Annotated in this window: 18 protein-coding genes and 1 pseudogene; 4 read left to right on the forward strand and 15 right to left on the reverse strand. The window is 36.2% G+C overall.

Features of this window, described 5'->3' with window-relative positions:
• Positions 1-224 precede the first annotated feature (224 nt).
• A pseudogene (locus MKY45_RS07120) lies at positions 225-785 on the forward strand (DUF443 family protein); the annotation flags it as partial.
• A 675-nt stretch (positions 786-1460) separates the two neighbouring features.
• Here the strand turns inward: MKY45_RS07120 and MKY45_RS07125 are convergent.
• From MKY45_RS07125 to MKY45_RS07195, 15 genes are all read right to left on the reverse strand, one after another.
• Entirely contained in the window at positions 1461-1619 is a 159-nt protein-coding gene (locus MKY45_RS07125; protein ID WP_341172790.1) for a hypothetical protein, read from the reverse strand.
• A 210-nt stretch (positions 1620-1829) separates the two neighbouring features.
• Complete coding sequence (locus tag MKY45_RS07130; RefSeq protein ID WP_341172791.1) at positions 1830-1994, reverse strand: hypothetical protein; 165 nt, start codon at positions 1992-1994, stop codon at positions 1830-1832.
• Positions 1981-2367 (reverse strand): ABC transporter permease, encoded by a 387-nt coding sequence (locus tag MKY45_RS07135; protein WP_341172792.1) that lies wholly within the window; start codon positions 2365-2367, stop codon positions 1981-1983. Before MKY45_RS07135 ends, MKY45_RS07130 begins: the two co-directional genes overlap by 14 nt.
• On the reverse strand, positions 2360-3271 hold the full coding sequence (locus tag MKY45_RS07140) for a conjugal transfer protein (RefSeq protein ID WP_341172793.1): 912 nt from the start codon (positions 3269-3271) through the stop codon (positions 2360-2362). The genes MKY45_RS07135 and MKY45_RS07140 overlap by 8 nt, the downstream gene beginning before the upstream one ends.
• Positions 3272-3287: 16 nt before the next feature.
• Positions 3288-4328: a bifunctional lytic transglycosylase/C40 family peptidase gene (locus MKY45_RS07145; RefSeq protein ID WP_341172794.1), complete on the reverse strand. Its 1041-nt coding sequence runs from the start codon at positions 4326-4328 to the stop codon at positions 3288-3290.
• Positions 4325-6322 carry a CD3337/EF1877 family mobilome membrane protein gene (locus MKY45_RS07150; protein ID WP_445667625.1) on the reverse strand — a complete coding sequence of 666 codons (1998 nt, stop codon included), beginning with the start codon at positions 6320-6322 and terminating at the stop codon, positions 4325-4327. The genes MKY45_RS07145 and MKY45_RS07150 overlap by 4 nt, the downstream gene beginning before the upstream one ends.
• Before the next feature lie 4 nt (positions 6323-6326).
• Entirely contained in the window at positions 6327-8774 is a 2448-nt protein-coding gene (gene tcpF / locus MKY45_RS07155; RefSeq protein WP_341172795.1) for a conjugal transfer ATPase TcpF, read from the reverse strand.
• Entirely contained in the window at positions 8758-9150 is a 393-nt protein-coding gene (locus tag MKY45_RS07160; protein WP_341172796.1) for a conjugal transfer protein, read from the reverse strand. Before MKY45_RS07160 ends, tcpF begins: the two co-directional genes overlap by 17 nt.
• Before the next feature lie 59 nt (positions 9151-9209).
• Complete coding sequence (locus MKY45_RS07165; RefSeq protein ID WP_341172797.1) at positions 9210-9710, reverse strand: antirestriction protein ArdA; 501 nt, start codon at positions 9708-9710, stop codon at positions 9210-9212.
• Positions 9711-9875: 165 nt separating this feature from the next.
• Positions 9876-10097 carry a hypothetical protein gene (locus tag MKY45_RS07170; protein ID WP_341172798.1) on the reverse strand — a complete coding sequence of 74 codons (222 nt, stop codon included), beginning with the start codon at positions 10095-10097 and terminating at the stop codon, positions 9876-9878.
• 15 nt (positions 10098-10112) lie between these two features.
• Positions 10113-11315, reverse strand: a complete 1203-nt coding sequence (mobT, locus tag MKY45_RS07175) for a MobT family relaxase (RefSeq protein ID WP_341172799.1) — start codon at positions 11313-11315, stop codon at positions 10113-10115.
• Positions 11316-11542: 227 nt separating this feature from the next.
• A complete protein-coding gene (locus MKY45_RS07180; RefSeq protein ID WP_341172800.1) occupies positions 11543-12880 on the reverse strand; it encodes an FtsK/SpoIIIE domain-containing protein in 1338 nt (445 codons plus the stop codon).
• A 5-nt stretch (positions 12881-12885) separates the two neighbouring features.
• Complete coding sequence (locus MKY45_RS07185; protein WP_256705931.1) at positions 12886-13263, reverse strand: YdcP family protein; 378 nt, start codon at positions 13261-13263, stop codon at positions 12886-12888.
• 13 nt (positions 13264-13276) lie between these two features.
• Entirely contained in the window at positions 13277-13591 is a 315-nt protein-coding gene (locus MKY45_RS07190) for a YdcP family protein (RefSeq protein ID WP_212928530.1), read from the reverse strand.
• Between the two features lie 107 nt (positions 13592-13698).
• Positions 13699-13902 (reverse strand): hypothetical protein, encoded by a 204-nt coding sequence (locus MKY45_RS07195; protein WP_077604238.1) that lies wholly within the window; start codon positions 13900-13902, stop codon positions 13699-13701.
• Between the two features lie 449 nt (positions 13903-14351).
• Between MKY45_RS07195 and MKY45_RS07200 the strand changes: the two genes are divergently transcribed.
• The 3 genes from MKY45_RS07200 to MKY45_RS07210 all read left to right on the forward strand — a co-directional run bounded on the left by MKY45_RS07200 (position 14352) and on the right by MKY45_RS07210 (position 17167).
• On the forward strand, positions 14352-15536 hold the full coding sequence (locus MKY45_RS07200) for an FRG domain-containing protein (RefSeq protein ID WP_341172801.1): 1185 nt from the start codon (positions 14352-14354) through the stop codon (positions 15534-15536).
• Between the two features lie 69 nt (positions 15537-15605).
• A complete protein-coding gene (locus MKY45_RS07205; protein WP_256705933.1) occupies positions 15606-16151 on the forward strand; it encodes a superinfection exclusion B family protein in 546 nt (181 codons plus the stop codon).
• A gap of 464 nt (positions 16152-16615) precedes the next feature.
• Positions 16616-17167 (forward strand): dihydrofolate reductase family protein, encoded by a 552-nt coding sequence (locus MKY45_RS07210; protein ID WP_193063139.1) that lies wholly within the window; start codon positions 16616-16618, stop codon positions 17165-17167.
• The last annotated feature ends 122 nt before the right edge of the window (positions 17168-17289 follow it).

The raw sequence follows: 17289 nt of genomic DNA on the forward strand, positions 1-17289 counted from the left end.
CTCCCAAGTGGAAGATACGATCAGTGAGAGCTTTGCAAAAAATTCTATTGATACAATAGAGAGGTTTTCTTTTGGAAATATTATTATATTTATATTGTTTTTCAAACCAAGGAGTGAAAATATTCAATGCATTGCAAAGTGAACGGCGTTTGGAAAAATCTCAGATATCGTATCCTGACCATTGATAATCAAACCTATATCCTGGATATGGGACAGTTTTTTGGAAATTCTTCTTTCCATTTTACTTTTGGATATTGCCGAATAAGGTTTACCAAGTTAATAATCAAGAAATTATAGAGGAATTGAAAGTTCCAGATCCAGGACGAATGAAAACAGAACCGAAAGAGATAGCAGCTGGACTGATTGTTGGTTTATCAGCAAATTCAATATGGTTATTGGGATATTACTTCAATCTTCCAGGGACACCACTCTTCAATACGATTATTGTCCTGATTGCGTTCTTCCTGGTGTTGTTAGTATTTTTCTATATTAATAAGAGATGTCAAAAAAGCATCTATCAAGTGGCACATCTGAAGCAATATGTAACGACTCGATTATGGATCAGGCCGCCCTCTTATAAGAACGTTTTTCACACCCTGTTTATGTATTTGTCATTTGTGGGGTTTATTGTGTTATTTTGGTCTCAATATATTCGATTTCCAAATGCACTGTATCTTCTTGCGGGGATGTTGTTTTTGTTATTTTTGTTATCTCTCAGCTTTATAACCGTTCCGGTGGGTACTACTACGGTGAAGTTTAAAGGTGATAAAAAAGCAGCAAGTTAAGGTGCACCCTTATAAAATATGTTATAATGAAACCACATCTTTCAACTTTTGTTCCAGTGTGAGGACTTTCCAAGATGAAAATGTTAGAAACCCCTTCTTTTTAGGAGAGGGTTTTTTATATGATTCACTGCATAAGATGCACACAATGTAACGTATAACCTGCACGCCGTATCACACCCGATAAAAAAAGGATAGGTGTTTACGTTTGGTCTGCGAACTAACTACACTCAAAATTAATATACAGCATATGTCATTTGGTTTTCTTATTTTTAAAGAATATATTTAAAGTATTGATGAAAGGTAAGCATAAAATAGTCCACACCTATGAAAAGATATGGACTGTTGTTATGATTTATTAAGATTGGTTGGGAACACGACATTTCCAGGAAGTGTCGGTGATCAAAGTAAGAAGTATGCTAATTTTTCCTTATCAGACGTATCCATATTTGGGAGTTCCTCAAATAGATAGTGAAGATATTTAACTTTAGAATGACTTTAAACATGAAACCACTATTTAGGACCGACTTATTATTGTCCTGCACTATTTGTTGCTAATAGCTCTCTTTTATAAACAATTGGTAGTAACGCAATAAAAACACAAGCAACTGCAATTAAAATAATATATTGGCTAACATTTAATTCGTTACTAAAACTGTGAAGCACGGGATTAAACCATTAAAATATATAAGAGAACCCCCATACTTCAGAAAATACTCTGGCAATCGGTGGTAATCCGGCGATACTGTTATATCCACCGGCACCAAAGAAGGTTGCCATGAATGTCACGATAATGATTGGCTGGATAACTCGATACCTCTTTAATAAATTGAGCAATGATAATACCCAAAATAGAGCAAGCAATTAAAGCAGGTATGATACCTATATAAATTGTCAACAAATTTTGAGGTTCCAATCGGAATACAAGCATCCCTACTCATCGTAGATATAGATGCGGCAAACGCCATTAAGATGGATGTCAAAATGGTTCCTATTCCTCCCAACATAGTATTCAACGGGGTAAGGGATATTTCTTTGTTCGGTTTTCTATATCAAAAGCAAATAAATTTGCAGCTGTGATGTAGCAGTAAACATAAGGGCAAGCAAGACACTACTGCCTGCAATAAAGGATTCTCGCCAAACATCTTCTTCTTTCTCTGTAATAAGTTCTGGAGCAGCGGCAAGTTCATTATTATTTTCAAGTTGATTCAAAATAGTATGTTCCCCGCAGCCGAACATTTTTCATCATATCAGTATTAATATTAAAGGTTTCGGTATAAACCGTCTGTGATTGCTGAAAGTCATCTGGAATACGTATAAGCATTTGCAATCTTCCGTCTTTAACGGCAGCACTAGCTTCTTCGTGCTCCAGTTCCATAATAGAAAAATAAGGTGTTATATTGGAATGTACAGTATCTAAATTCTCTATAAATTCCTGTGATTCTACACTGTCGGAGTCATTGACCAGTCCAACCGGCCAAGCATCACCGCCAGCCCCCATGATAAGCGCTGTTAGAATCATGACAACAACAGCCATTAAGAAAGGAGCCACAAGAAATTGTTTTTGATAAAAAAATCTATTCAACGATTATCCAGTTATTATCTTTTTCTAATATGAGTTCATACTGTGAAAGCTGTATTGCTTTTGTAGATTCGTCTAAATATTTCACTGTGACCCATACTTTAACCTGATCATCTTGTTCTTGAAAAATAGGATTAATCAATTCTGAAAACGTATACTCTTTCTTAATAACGGGTAAAGCATTGTTCTTCACATAATAGGTCAATTCTTGCTCTGTTGCGGTAGGGTATGAAGCAAAGAAGGTTTCTAAAAACTCAGTGATTTCTTCTGCTGTTTCGGTTTCTACCGATTCGTCACTGTCTACTTGTTCTGGTATGAAATCAGATTTGTTCGGACTGTCCCACAAGGTAGGGTTTTGCGTAATCACTAGATTTCCTTGTTCATCTTGATAGAGTACAATACGATAGGTTGCATTTGTAAAAGAGCTGTCTTTATCTTCTGTGATTTTTTGTTGAACAGAGTAAACCACTGAAAAAGTATTTTCCGTTTCTTCTGTCACTGACCAAATATTTATATTTTGCACACTGGCACTAGTCGGAATATCCTCTCGAATCATTTCCGTATTTAAGGATTGCAATTCTTCTGTGAGGTAGTCTGTCAGTTTTTCTGTTCGTTCTTCTAATGCTTCAGATTCATTTTCCCATGTGTAATAGTCCTTCACAAAGTTTCGTGTAAAACTTTCAATCGCTGTTGTATCTACAATATGACTTTCCACAGTTTCTCTTTCGTGAATTGTATGCTGATCGATAGCGGTAAAGTTTTTATAGATTCCAAAGGTAAGGCTGCTTAGAAGCAGTATCCATAAAAAGACGACTGATTTTTTTCGCTTCCCAACCGTTTTTACTTTTTTCTTTTTTTCTTTCTTTGGCTTGACTTGTTTCTCTTTCTTACGAAAAGGTAATTTCATGTTAATTATCCCTCCATTAGTTTTTGATTCGTCCTGCACCAATTAAATGTTCTTGCCAGTACGATGAAGTCAAATCTGCATAACCAATCGGATCACCAGCTTGATACATTTGATTATCACCAACGAAAATACCAACATGCGTTACATAATTTGCGGTCGAATAGGTAGAATGAAAGAAAACCAGATCCCCAGGTTTTGCTTCTGACAAAGGAATAGATTCCGTAGCGTCATATTGTTCTTGGGCGGTGCGTGGAAGCTCAATGCCAGCTTTTTGATAGACCCATCGGGTTAGCCCGCTACAATCAAAAGACGTATCGGGATTATCACCGCCAAAAACATAGGGTAAACCTTTATATTTTAATGCTTCTTCCATGACAGCCTGAAAAGTATTATCTTCAAAAGAAGAAGATTCGCTGGAATCCGTCAAGTAAGGTTGCAACAAATCCATATAAAACATATTTCCATAGCTGTATCTCCAACCTCCGTTTTTCTCTACTGCAATGGGATTGCTATACGTTACTTTCTCTCCATTTGCTTGCTCTTTCGCAAAACTTTCCGCTAAGTCAAAACTATATGCTTTTCCGTTATTCGCCACATAATCAATAAAACCGCCACCAAAGTTGTAGCTTTGAATAGCAGTTTCTGTATCTAATTCTTTTGCTTCCGCTGATTGTAATAACTCTGCGAAATATTTTGTGCCTTGTTCAATCGACGTTTCTGTATCTAACGTGTTAGGAGGAAGTCCTAGCGATTCGCTGGATTGCATAACATCTTCGGCAGTACCACCACTTTCAACTGCGATAATCGCCAGCAAAATAGGAACATGTTCGCTAATATTGTATTCCGTTGCATATTTCTCAACGGTTGACTGATGGGCTAACACAACCTCTGACAATCCTTCATTGCTTAAATCATTTGAAGAACTCATATCCATAGATGTATCGAAATCCCCATCCTCGTCAGAAATAAAGATAGCGACAAACGCTAATAATCCTAGAAATGTCAAAAAAGCAAACCCTCCAACAATCAACGTGATTTTCGCTTTTAAAAACATCATTGGCGTTTTCTCCTAACCGCTTGTCGTTGGCGGACAGGATGTTTTTGCTGTTTTGGCAGCCGATTAGGACTTGTTTTAGACTGAGGTTTCTTTTTTTTATTAGTAGTTGTATAAGGTTGTTTTGCTTTTCTATTTTGCTTGTTGTTTAACGCTTGTGGTCTTTCTTTTCGTTCAGGTACTTGTTTTGGTTGGTTGTTAGGAATGGTCTTGTCTCTAGGCTTTATTTGCTGTTTCTCTTTTGTAAGAGGGGAAACAGACTTCCTTTGTGCGGTTTGTTTCTTGGAGGAATCTTTTTTCTTTTGTTGGTGATCCAATGCTTGTCGTCTTTCAGCAATGGTTTTTCGGTGCTTGCTTGTACGTTCCACATTTTCACGTTGCCGATTTTCTTTGGTTTGGGATATTCCCTTCTTAAAATCCTTTCCTGATCGTTTGATATTTTCCTTTCCTTGTGCGACAGCATACTTTGCGGTTGTTGGTAAATCTTTGACTTGCTGTTTTCGGTGTTGAATATTGGAGCGTACCCGATTTTTGGTATCTAACACTTTTCCAGTCGATTGTCCGAGTTTCTGACTAAATGACCTTTTCTCACTATTGTTTGATTCCTTCTGGTTTTGTTTGTTGGCTGACAAACGCTGTAATCGGCGGGTACTGCGGTGAGCTATTTGTCTTGGACGACGCATAACACTTCGCCCAACTTGTTGGCTATCATTGCTCTGTAAGTTGAACATACTCATGATGTCACCGAGTTTCATATAGATTCCTGCGAATGTGACAATCTGCAAGAAAGCAATTAAGAAAAATGGATAGGAGCTGGTTAAACTGTACAACATGGACGAAATACTAAAAGCAACGGTCATGACAAGTGTAATACCAGCTCGTAACATAATGACGTTGAACAGTTTCATGATTGCTTGTTTCCCCATGTTTTCAAAGCTGGGAATCATCGACAATAAGAAACTGATTGGCAGGAAAATCGCAAATACGATAAAAAGCAGTTGGGAGAAAATCATCATTCCAGATAACAAAAATATGAAAATGGAAATCCCAATATTAAATAGAAATAAGAAAAAGACCATCCCTAAACGAGTAGTGGTCTTAGTAATCGTTAAATTCTTATTATCATGATCTTCAATTTCTGCTTTCACCACGTTCTCACGTGTTTTCCCATTCCTAGCGTCTGGACTGGTAGAAACCAACGTGTCTACTCGTTCTTCCCCGATGGCTTCTTTATCCGAGTTATCAAACTGCAAGAGTAGCCAAGGCTGCTCTATTTGAATGGAAAATAGGTTATTCCGTATCATATCGACACTATCTTGTCCCTGACTATCAGAACTTGGCATAAGCATTTTCGCTCCCAAATCAAGGGCTGCTTCGCTTACGTCCGCAGAAAAATCATTAATTTTCGTGACATAGGTGGGAGCATAAGCAATAAAAGACGCTGACAAAATAAAGACAACCAAGAAGTTAATCACAGCTCGCATGGCTTTGGTCGTTTCTTGTTTCAATAACCCTGTATAGGCGACATAAATTCCGATAATAAGCACGAATAGAAGCAAGAAGCCAACATAAAAGCCATCTTCACCAAATCCCTGTGACGTAATGCCAGCTAGGGTCTGCATGTTTTTCCCGATAGCGTTCGCTGTTTCCGAAATAAAATCGAGGGAATAAGCCTGCTGCACCAAATAGCCAGTGGCATTGGATAAATAGAGATTGATAATCCAAATAAAGTTGGTAATGGTGTACAATCCATACATGACCTGTTTACCTATCCCGTCATCCCAATTCCAAGGAAGCCAATCCCAACCGCTGTCTACATAAAAATCTAATTGGTAGTGATCCAGTGGGTAAAGTGAATAAAGATTATCTTCGGATACCGTATCATCGACCAAGCCAGCAGCTTGCGTAACCGTAAATAGCGAAAGAAACAATAAAAAAATGACCGTACCAATGAGTACTGCCATAATAGCTATCTTTTTTAGTTTTCTTTTATCCATGTCATCACTGCCTTTCTGCGACAGGTGGTCTGGTATCAAAGGCTTCAAATAAATCTTCAAAAACAGGATGTACCTGAATAATCCCAACACGCCCGTATAAATCTTGCATAAGACATTGACCATTTTCTAGTTCTCGTAACCGTCTTTGATTCTCTTCATCTTCGGAATCGACACCAAAGAATTGCAGTGTTTTTTTGATTTCCGTCATATCTCTAGAACGAAAGGCAAACTTGACACCGATATTATTTTTGAGCTTTTCATCGGTTAAATCCGATGAGTTTTGGGTAACAAAATATACACCAGCATTCATGGCACGACCAGCTCGCACCAGTTTATTAGATAGAGTTTTTCCTTGAGCGATTTGAAGGAAAGCCCATGCTTCGTCTAAGTCTACAATTTTAAAAATGCTGCGGTCAGAGTGGATAAAATCTAAGGCAAACGTAGAGATGATAATCATCATGGCAACACTTAACAGTTCCATTGTAGTGTATTCTTCAAAGCTGGTTTCTGCGTCAGGTAATACTAAATCTGCCACCTGTATAATATTGAGCTGTTTCTCTAAACTAATCGAGTTTTGAACCGTTCCATCTGAAAAGAGAAGGTGGGCGAAATCATAATCGGTAAAACTTTCGATATGGTCAGCAATCGTGGCAGCTAATGGATTCGGGTCACTCCTTAACTCTTGAATGACCAGAAGCAAGCCACGTTCTTCCTGCTGTCCAACCGCTCGAATCGCTTTGCGTAGGACAGGAAACTTGTCACCATCCCGACTAGATATACCTGTTAAAAAGGTGAGAATATCAATGGCTAGGCTCTCTGAATCTTTTTTGTTTTTCATAATAACGTAAGGGTCAAGTAATCCCTTGTTATCTTCCTCACTTGTAAGATTAACAATATTAATTTCTTCGGCAATATCAGGCAAGGTTTCTTTCCAATTTCCTCGTTCTGATTTGGGATCAACGATAAGTGCTTGACCACCATATAGCACCGCATAATAAACCAACAGATTATTAGAAAAGGATTTACCACCACCAAGCGAACCTAAGAAGGCAGAAGCTAACGCATTCGTGACAGAACCTTGTACCCCTTGACTGGCAAGGCTAGGATTCAAATAGACATTACGCCCTGTATCTAAATTGTAACCAAAATAAATACCTTCCGTTTCGCCTAACATTTGTGTGGCACCAAATCCAAGTCCTGCAAGAAAATCAGAAGTTACATACTGGATATAATCGTTCATGTACCTTTTACTGGAAGGAATAAATTCACCATGTAAGCCCAACATGTCACCAAATGGACGAACCAATTTAACGTTTAAATCATCATAAAAATCTTTGACCTCATTACACCGCTGTTTTAACTCATCTAAGTTAGAAGCTGATACTCGAATGACATAGCTTAACTTATACATGGATTCCTTGCTTTGATCGAGTACATCTTCCAATTCGTTCACCTGTTCTAAGGCTTCTAGCACATTACTTCCCGTTTCATTATCGGATTCTGCCGCATGATTATCTAAGTCTTGCAGCTCTTTCTTTTTATTTCTGACTGTTGATAGAGCCTTTTTATTGGTGACGATTTCTACCTGCATAGAGGTATCAATCGGAAAATCAAACTGTTGCTGCTGGTAATAGAAGATTTCATCACTAGGAAATTCTAAATCTCCTACAATCGAATTAATGGTAAAGTAAGCCGCATATGTTGTTTGTTCTTCCTGATCCAATTTAATATAACGTTGATTTTCTGTAATTAAACAGCGAGTGGGCTTAATCAAATCAAACTGTTTCACATAGGTTTCTTTTTCGCCTTTTTCATAAGCAAGTTCATAATTGTAATCTTCAAAGGCAATCCCTGATTGTCCATGTAAGTGTTCAATGAGATAGCCTATGTCATCTTTGGTGAGTGGTCTTATCTTAAAACGTTTAGCGATTTTATTTTGTAACAACGATTCCATTTTCAAAAATCGTTCAATTTCAGTATGGGGCATAGAAACAAAGTCACCCATAACATGATGGTTCACGTCACGTATAAAACTGGATAGAGAGGATGTCACAGATTTTCCCATCGACTTGATACTGACTTCTTCTTCATTTAATAACAATTTAAAGCCAATGAAGAATCTGTAATCTACTTGATTTTCGCCAATCATGGAAACAAGAGCTTCGGTCTGATCGTCAATCCTTTCATGAGCGACTTCTTGAAGCCTTCCTGTCACTTGTTTTTTGCTTCGTTCTTGTACAGTGCGAATGCTGCTTTCCGTACTAATTTGTAAGGCATGTATTTTCCCGTCTTGATTCTGTGCGATGAGTTGGCGAAAGTGGTCATGCACCTGTATTTTTTCATCTTCTGAAAGAAAAGAATAATTATATGGCAACAGCTCATAGTACGCAAAACATTCTCCGTCATGGTTAAATACTAAGTTATTCTCGATATATTTAATCGGATAGCCCATGTACTTCACTCCTTACACCAGTGATAGAGTTATCAAAAGTTTGCTTTTGAAGTTTTACCGCTTTGCCTGCATACGTCATTTTTGGACGAAAGTAATACGTCACTACGGATTTAAGAAATCCATACGGTTTTTTTCCATCAAAACTCTTTTTACTCATAAACCACGTTAGCAGTACAGGAACCCCAACATATTTTAATAACGCTCCATCAATCAAAGAGAGTGGAGGGAGGTTTCCCAATAACATGACGACCAAAAGAGAAAGCACAAACCAAGTCATTTGATTAAACGTGACGGGAAATGGCAGCCGAAAATCATTGATGGCATAAATAACTTTTTCGACTGACCAAATGCGAGTGTAGCTCTTTAATTTCTTCAATTTGTTTCATCCTTTCCAAAGAAAGAAGCAGCCTGTAACAATACAAGCTGCTTATCCGTTTATCCGACATATTCAAATACCCCATGATTGGTTACAAGAAAATTCGCTCCAATCTCAAGGTCACGCCCATAGGCTTGATAATCAATATAATTTTGTAGATAAGCTGGAACTTCCCCCATTGAGCCAGATTCTTCTATTAAATACCTTGCAACATCTTCCATGCTATCACAATCCGAATAACAAATAATATCGTCTTGATTTTCCAGTAATTCTTCGACGCTGTTAAACCAATATCCTTGTATTTCTGAAAGAGCGTCATATAAGGGAGTTCCTTCGATTTCTTGTACCATATCGCATAACCGATTGATTTCAGAAATAGGCGTGTACTCATGGATTTCAAATGGCAGCTCGTAATCATGCACAGCATATTCTTCATATTCCCCATTTAGCCCGATTCGTTCTTTTACATCTTCTACATCAATAGGTGGCGTAAACCAAGCACCAACCAGTTCACCTTCGTTATATTTACCAAGATTCGCTATATACACTTGCATTTCCATTGGTTATCACATCCTTTTATAAAAATAGTCATAAAAAAAGCACCTGCAAGATGTTTGCTGGTACATAAAATAGGCTTGTTAATCCCTTCCGCACTCCCGTTTGGATCACCCGTTTTTTATGAAACATAAGAAAGTCGCTTATCTTTCATAAAAGAACGGGTACGATTAAGCCCCGATGATTCTGTTAAATAGGTTTAATAACACATCTTTCACTCCTGCTGCATTAAAGACTAATCCAACAGCTACCAATGCAATGATGAGGAATCCAATAAGTTTGGAAAACTCCCGTTTGAATCCTAAATAAATTCCAATCACGACAATAGCCATTAACACTAGAGATTGTGCGTTGTCTGAAAACCAGTTATACAAATTCTGTCCAAAATTCATGTGCGTAGCTCCTTTCTATAGTTCATCTTTTAAAATCTGAATTACATCTTCGGTCGCCATTGCCTGTTGCATAAGCAATTTTTGATGACGTTTTGATAAGGTTGCCTGTTTCAACATGTCATTCATGATGTTTGTTTGATTGATTTCATCTAGTTTTGTTGCCAGTTTCCATGTGGGAGCGACTTGTCTTGCCAGCCATCGTAATGTTTTATCAAAGGTATAAGGTTCGGGCTTGGTTGTTAATGAGATTTTTCGGTTTTCTCCTAAATCTAAGAAACGCTGCCATGCTGCATTGACTTTCCAACTACTACGACGCTTCTTTTCGTCTTTGTCTACAAAACGAATATAGCGATTAATGATCGAAAAAGCAGTTCGTCCAGCGTCCTCATAGGTCATTAAGTCAACAACCGCATGATACGCACGATCGTTTTTCAATCGGATTTCCAAGCGGTTTTTCACGTCTGTATCTTCTAGTGATAAACCGTATTTGATAAATTGTTCATAGTCTTTTTCATAGATACACAGGTATACGTCACTTTTTAGCGAGCCGATATAAAGGCTGTTTCCTATATCAGGTTTATCTTCCCCATGCACTAAGTCACCAGAACGATAGCTTTTAAAGCTCCGAAAAACAGAAATACATTCCTCGTTATGACATTTGTTTGTGAGAAAGGGAATATCTAATATGCCTGTCTTATCATTCATCGCAAGGTCAATACGTTTAAATACGCCACCAACACGAAATACATCCACAAAGAAATCAAACCATGTTCGCTGTTGGGCGAGTAGAAAATTTTCAAATTGACGACATCCTTTTCCTTTCAATTCGAGTAGGCAGCCTTTATCTTCATCAGGCGAAATCATGACGACAATATCGCCAAAGACATATTGTTCAAGATACGAATAAAAAGCAAAGTCCTCATGCAGCATGTATTCCATTTTCAACTGTAAAATTTCTTCAATGACTGGAATCGGGTCTGTGGTGATAAATCGGATTCGCACATAATCAAATAATATTTCTAAAGGAGCGTCTGGATTAAATTGTTCCAGCACATCAAATAAAGTTGCTTGTAGCGTATCAGAAGGTGTTGCTTTTCCTGTCTCTATTTCACTTACATATTGCCTTGTAATGCCGACGTGTACTGCCAGCTTATTTTGTGATACACCGTATTCTAATCGCTTGTCTTTTAATACTTGATACCAAGGCGTTTGATTCATTTACATACCTCCAAACTCAAAAAAGATGTCAACTAGGAACTAAAAGCTGACATCTTTCTCATATGTTTCAAACCCTTGTGTCAACAGGCGTTCATGGGTTTTTGAAACAGTTTCCTATTGTTTTTCTACCCCCCTGTTAGATACGGGGGGTTAAGGCGTGGCTATCGCCACGCAAGGCTTAGCCAGACAAGCGGCTTTCACTTCGTACGCCACTTGTCTGGCAGCCTTTAGTTTGCGAGCTGACCTATTTCTTGTAGGAAATCATGACCTTTAGGGACAAGGGGCGTATAAAATTCAGAGATCACACTATCCCCTTTATCGACATATCCACGCCCCTTGATGGGCTTTAAAAAAAACTGTTTCTGTACATCGCTTCCAAAAACCATCCCATAGCCTAGCTCTGACATACGTCCTAAAGCAACCCTGAAATTAAAATTATCCCGAATTCCATCTCCAAGATATTTTGCGTCTGGTCGTTGACAGGCAAGGATCAAGAAGAAACCCGCTTGTCGTCCCAACATAACGATTTGTTTCAGCTTACTCATGACTTTAACGCTCTCTTTCCCAATCATTTCCATGAACGAGGTGTACTCGTCAAAAATTAAAAAACGAGCAGGCAAACCAAGATAGGAATAGTTTTTGCCTGTCTTGTAGTTTGGCATGTTTTTCATTTCTTCATTTCGTGTCATCATGTCCTCATAAAATTGGTCAATACAAGCTGTCATATCTTCCTTTTTGTAATAGACATCGGGCATGACAGCGGATAAGTCTGCTAAATCAGCATTTTTAGGATCGAGAATATATAGTTTTGCGTCTGTTTTTAATAAGGCTTCAATCAGGGTAAGAATAAAATAACTTTTTCCTCCACCTGTACCGCCAGCGATGAGCATATGCGGCAGCTTATCATATTCCCAATAGAAGGATTCCATGAGTTTTAAGCTGCCATCTTGTGCAATGACTTCATCAATGGAAATGCGGTTCGCAATCATATCATAGAAAAGCGTGTACTCCACGTAGGAATCACGTAATTCTTTCGATACTAATTCACAGTACAAACCGGTTTCTAATTTCGTTTCCAAGTTTAGTAATGGTTCTTGAAATTTACCGAGCGTAATTTCCGCCTGAATATACAACAATCCTTTTTCAAAACGATAATAGATTTTAGGAAAGTGGCTGATTTTCTCCTTTGCTTTATCAGAAGGGATGTCTTTAAAGAAACTTTCTTTCGTGACTTGTTTTGTTTCATACCAGCCATTTTCTAAAACCATTTTTGCGAGTTTTTGACGGTGAATAACCTGTTTCAATTGGTCATAACGATAACGGTAATAGACAAAAGCACAACAGCCTGTCAGTACAAGACTGATAAGCAGCGTCGTTAATCCATACATGCTAATAAAATGAGCTTGAAATGTATCAAGCTGCCATGATGTAGAAACTAAAAAAGATAGATGAAAAGGCGTAAAAAAGAGAAGCCACATTCCAAATAACCGAGTAAATACAAATTGAAAAACGAGGGAAGCGTCTTTTTCTTTAATCCGTTTTCCTCGTTTCTTTAAGAGATTCATATTAATTATTCCTTATCGGCTGGCTTTTTTACTGATTTATCACCAACTGGTGCAGCTTTTCCTTTTAAGACCAAATCATCTGCCTTTATGAACCAATCTACATCTGCACCACGAAAAGTGGCGTTTGCAACGGTATCAGCGACTGGATTGACCATTTCCACCTCTGCATTATAATCAAATTCCTTTAAAGGAATAGAAGCAGGAATACTTACTTGAATCATTCGACCTTGTTCTTTCGATTTTAAATCATAGGTGCGTTCTTTAACTTTTGTCGATACCGTACCATCTTCATTTTGAAGAAATACCTCACGTCGTAATGCGGAAAACTTCAATAATCCAAATGTCTTTTCTTTATCTAAGATAATGCCTTGTGCTAATCGCATGTGTGAATCCTCCTTATGCTTTGACAATATCGTCAGCATGTAATTTGTAGTTTGTAAAACCACGATCTCCAATTTTATAGCCTTCTGCGGTAATACGTGCGTTGACTAATTTTACGCTGTCCTCATGTTCAAAGAATTTTTCCCCAGCTTCGTTAGGGAGAACGACCTCAATGTCATCTGCTCGCTGTACATCTGAATAGAGATTGTAGCTGCGAGATAGGGTTGTCATTCGCCCATTAATCCGTCGTTGTTCGACTTTGCCTTCTCCTGCATATTCAAGGTTTCCAAATGTTTTTTCCATGTTGGGAATCACATATTTTAATTCCAAGATACAGACCTCTTTTCTTATTTTAGTTTTTGATTCATTGTTCATAATTAGACATAAAGGGAGCGGGAGGGGAACGAGAGGTAAACATCTGCATGATTCTTCACTCCTTATGCGTCTTGAAAACGATAATCTACTCGTCCATAAATTACACACCAAAACACAACCATTGTTTCACCTTGTTTATCACGAACCAGTTTTCCATGAAGAAAAAACGGATAATCTTCAATTTCTATCTCATTTAATACAAAATTGTCGTCAATCCATTGCATGACTTTATCTTCATATATTTCTTGTTCTTTCAAAGACATCATGCTCATTCTCCTTTCTGGCATTTTTGACCATAAAAAAGAACACTATCTTTTTTTGAAATAGTGTTCACTGGTAATTTACATATATCGTTCATATTCATAGTTTTAATAATGGTTTTACAACACCTAGTCTTTTACTTTGTTTATATCTCCATGGTGTAGTAGATTATGCTGTATTTCATCAATAGTCACTCCTAATGAAATAAAAAGATATTCAATATTAACATTTATAATCATAATTATCTTATGAAAGCCACAAAGTAGAAAGAGTTCTACATTTTAGTATTGTGACATATCAATTTTGTCATATAATAACTATAATTAGTATTTTTGAGGTTTTAAGTAGTTTAAATAAAAATAAGATAGCTATTTTGTTTCTTAATAAGTTGAAACATAAGTTGTGATAATTATAGAATTGAACTCAATTACATAAATTAAGGAGGAATTTGCTTTTGGAAAGGAATATAGAAATAAATAGTATTCAAGACCTTATTACTGCATTAGATCATTTTGATTCTGATGACTATTATTTTCGAGGAGAACCCAGCCTACATTATTCTCGAATTATGTCATCTGCATTTAGACCATATCCATTGTTATTTTCATCTAGTGAAAAAAAATATATAGATTATCAGGAAATATTAGATAACTATTATTTAGAAATAGCACATGAATTATTAGAAATTGAAAGAGATAATTTTTTACATTATTCACAACATCATGGGTTACCTACCCCTCTAGTTGATATAACTTCTAATCCTTTAACTGCATTATTTTTTTCATGTAGTTCAAATTTTGAAGAGAATAAATCAAGAGTACATCTCTTTCAAAAAAACAAATTTATTGATTTTTCTCTTTTTCCTAAAAAAGAAGAAATGAATTTAAATAACTTTTTTTTAGATAATGAATTTACATTACAAGTTTTCAGGAAAATAAGTGATCTTTCTGAAGATATAAAAAAACAACTTTTGTATGAGTGTGCACAGAACTTAAATCCTATTAAGGTAGGGGGTAAATCCTTAACGGATACTAAATATATTGGAATAGATCCAACTCCAACTCTTGGCTATATTTTAAAAGCGATATTTCAAAATGAAACATCTTCTGCTGATGACTTTTACAATAAATTTACAGAAATATTTTCTGAGCATTTTGATTATGATTTTAAGTATAATCAAAAAAGAGAAAAATTTAGAAATGCTCTTTTTATTAAAGAAGGCAAATGTTTCTTTGAACTACATTCAGATAAATTAGCTTTAATAATCATTTTTCTTATAAATGAGCAATCCAAAAATATGGTTGATGATTTTCAAGAAAGAGTAATGCTCCCTGATAAATATGCTCAGTTAGAAGATAGTTACAATGTAGTATTCCCGCCAATTGTTATGCATCCTTCTGTGAAGTTTGAAAGGATGAAGTCACAAGAAGGAACTTTTTTATTTCAGTTAGCTCATTTTAACGGAAATACAAGAAGCTATATCGGTTTTAGTAAAATCAAGAGCGATATAACATTCATAATTAATGATAAAAAAGAAATTTTTAAAGCTCTTAACAGGATAGGAATTAATCAAAAAACTATATTCCCAGATCATGATAATATAGCAACATATTTGAAAGTTAAACATTTGATGAAGTAATAAAATCTAGGATTACCTGTAATTAAATTAATAAAATAAATGATTTTAGTATAGAAAGAGAGAGAAAAGATGAAAGTTGACTTAAATATCACTGATTTTCTCAAATTACCTACAAAAATAATGGTTTCCATTGCTATTGGTACTAGCCTACTTCTTTTTTTACCAAACTGGTTTATTGAGAAGCTGTATATGGTACAATTCAGAGAGGAATATGGTTTTGTTATTGGAATAGTTTTCGTTGTTTCTTTTACTATTTCCATTGTTAGTATCAGTATGGCTTTATACAAATATCAAGTAGAGCGAAAAATGGCTAAAAAGTTTTTTGAGACAGCTACACAAAGGTTGGATGATTTAAGTAATTATCAAAAAGCAATTATTTTTGCACTGTACGAAATAGATAATCATACGGAAGAACTTCCAATACATGATGGAGCTGTTCAAATACTTGAACATAACATGATGATTCAGAAAGCAGCAACACAATATGCAGTAGCAGATTTAAATAATGCTGTATTTCCTTACTTTTTACAACCTTGGGTTGTTGAAAAATTAAAGGAAAACTCCACTTTATTGAACTCTTTTTATAATGCTTATCGAGAATTTAAAGCCTATTAAAAAGCCGAAATGATTTCTCATTCCGGCTTTCCGATTTATTAAAACCTGTGGCACAGTCGTGGCACACTTTATATCAAATTTCATGTTTTTATAGTTTTTGTTATTTCCTAAAAACCTAGTTAAAAATGGATAAAATGATTTAAATAAAGATAGTTCCCTGTCAAAATCCCGCCAAAGGAAAAGGCAGGGAAGGAGAGCTACTGTATGAAAGCAGTGGCTCTTTTTTTTGTTGATAAAGTCAATGAAATGGACGAATAGAAAGCATTTTATGTTTTAGTACGTAAAAATGAGAGTTAATTTGTTCATCCCCCTTTCTTTTAATGACTGGACTATAAAAGGTAGCAATTGAAAAGAAATCAAAGCGTTATTTATGCTTTAATATAGAAAGTAGGCATGGTCATAAGGTTATTGAATATCATGCATGTGAGATATTTTTAAAAATTTCTAGAGAAAGGTTGAGTAGGATGAGAAAGATTGTCTTATCAATGGTCATGTCATTAGATGGATTTGTTGCAGGTGAAGACGGGGATAGCTCTTGGCATGTGATGGATGAGGAAATGCACGATTTTATGGATGACTTTTTGGATTCTGTAGATACACTACTTTATGGAAGAGTTGCCTATGAGATGATGCTCCAGCATTGGCCTTCTGCTGAATTTGATAAAAAAAGTACGGAAAAAAATCGTTCTTTTGCTAGAAAAATGAATAAGATGAAAAAAGTTGTTTTCTCTCGAACGTTGGAAAAGGTGGAATGGAATGCAAGATTGGTTAAAGGAAATTTGGCTTTTGAAGTGGAAAAACTGAAGGACCAACCCGGCAAAAAAATAGCACTACTTGCAGGCGCAAGCATTGCACAAACCTTTATCCAACATGACTTAATTGATGAGTATCGACTTATACTGAATCCTGTTTTAATTGGAAAAGGACAACGGTTATTCAATGATGTTAATCAAAAACTTGAATTAATTGAATCACGAACGTTTCAGTGCGGGAATGTACTCTTAGTTTACAAATGAATACTCCCACCACTATCCCATTGGTCTTGCCTTTGGGACTACTTTTATTTTAGAATGATTGCTGTCGGTCGAAGCAACATCTAAGCACAAGCAAACGGTTCTTTGAATGCTTTTCGAATCAT

It is taken from the genome of Oceanobacillus sp. FSL K6-0251 (genome assembly GCF_038004725.1).
Classification (GTDB): domain Bacteria; phylum Bacillota; class Bacilli; order Bacillales; family Amphibacillaceae; genus Oceanobacillus; species Oceanobacillus oncorhynchi.

Excerpts from the sequence above, each read along its gene's own strand:
- MKY45_RS07140 (WP_341172793.1), bottom strand. The coding sequence starts at position 3,271 with ATGAAATTACCTTTTCGTAAGAAAGAGAAACAAGTCAAGCCAAAGAAA.
- MKY45_RS07145 (WP_341172794.1), bottom strand. The coding sequence starts at position 4,328 with ATGATGTTTTTAAAAGCGAAAATCACGTTGATTGTTGGAGGGTTTGCT.
- MKY45_RS07150 (WP_445667625.1), bottom strand. The coding sequence starts at position 6,322 with ATGGATAAAAGAAAACTAAAAAAGATAGCTATTATGGCAGTACTCATT.
- tcpF (WP_341172795.1), bottom strand. The coding sequence starts at position 8,774 with ATGGGCTATCCGATTAAATATATCGAGAATAACTTAGTATTTAACCAT.
- MKY45_RS07165 (WP_341172797.1), bottom strand. The coding sequence starts at position 9,710 with ATGGAAATGCAAGTGTATATAGCGAATCTTGGTAAATATAACGAAGGT.
- MKY45_RS07170 (WP_341172798.1), bottom strand. The coding sequence starts at position 10,097 with ATGAATTTTGGACAGAATTTGTATAACTGGTTTTCAGACAACGCACAA.
- mobT (WP_341172799.1), bottom strand. The coding sequence starts at position 11,315 with ATGAATCAAACGCCTTGGTATCAAGTATTAAAAGACAAGCGATTAGAA.
- MKY45_RS07180 (WP_341172800.1), bottom strand. The coding sequence starts at position 12,880 with ATGAATCTCTTAAAGAAACGAGGAAAACGGATTAAAGAAAAAGACGCT.
- MKY45_RS07185 (WP_256705931.1), bottom strand. The coding sequence starts at position 13,263 with ATGCGATTAGCACAAGGCATTATCTTAGATAAAGAAAAGACATTTGGA.
- MKY45_RS07195 (WP_077604238.1), bottom strand. The coding sequence starts at position 13,902 with ATGATGTCTTTGAAAGAACAAGAAATATATGAAGATAAAGTCATGCAA.
- MKY45_RS07205 (WP_256705933.1), top strand. The coding sequence starts at position 15,606 with ATGAAAGTTGACTTAAATATCACTGATTTTCTCAAATTACCTACAAAA.
- MKY45_RS07210 (WP_193063139.1), top strand. The coding sequence starts at position 16,616 with ATGAGAAAGATTGTCTTATCAATGGTCATGTCATTAGATGGATTTGTT.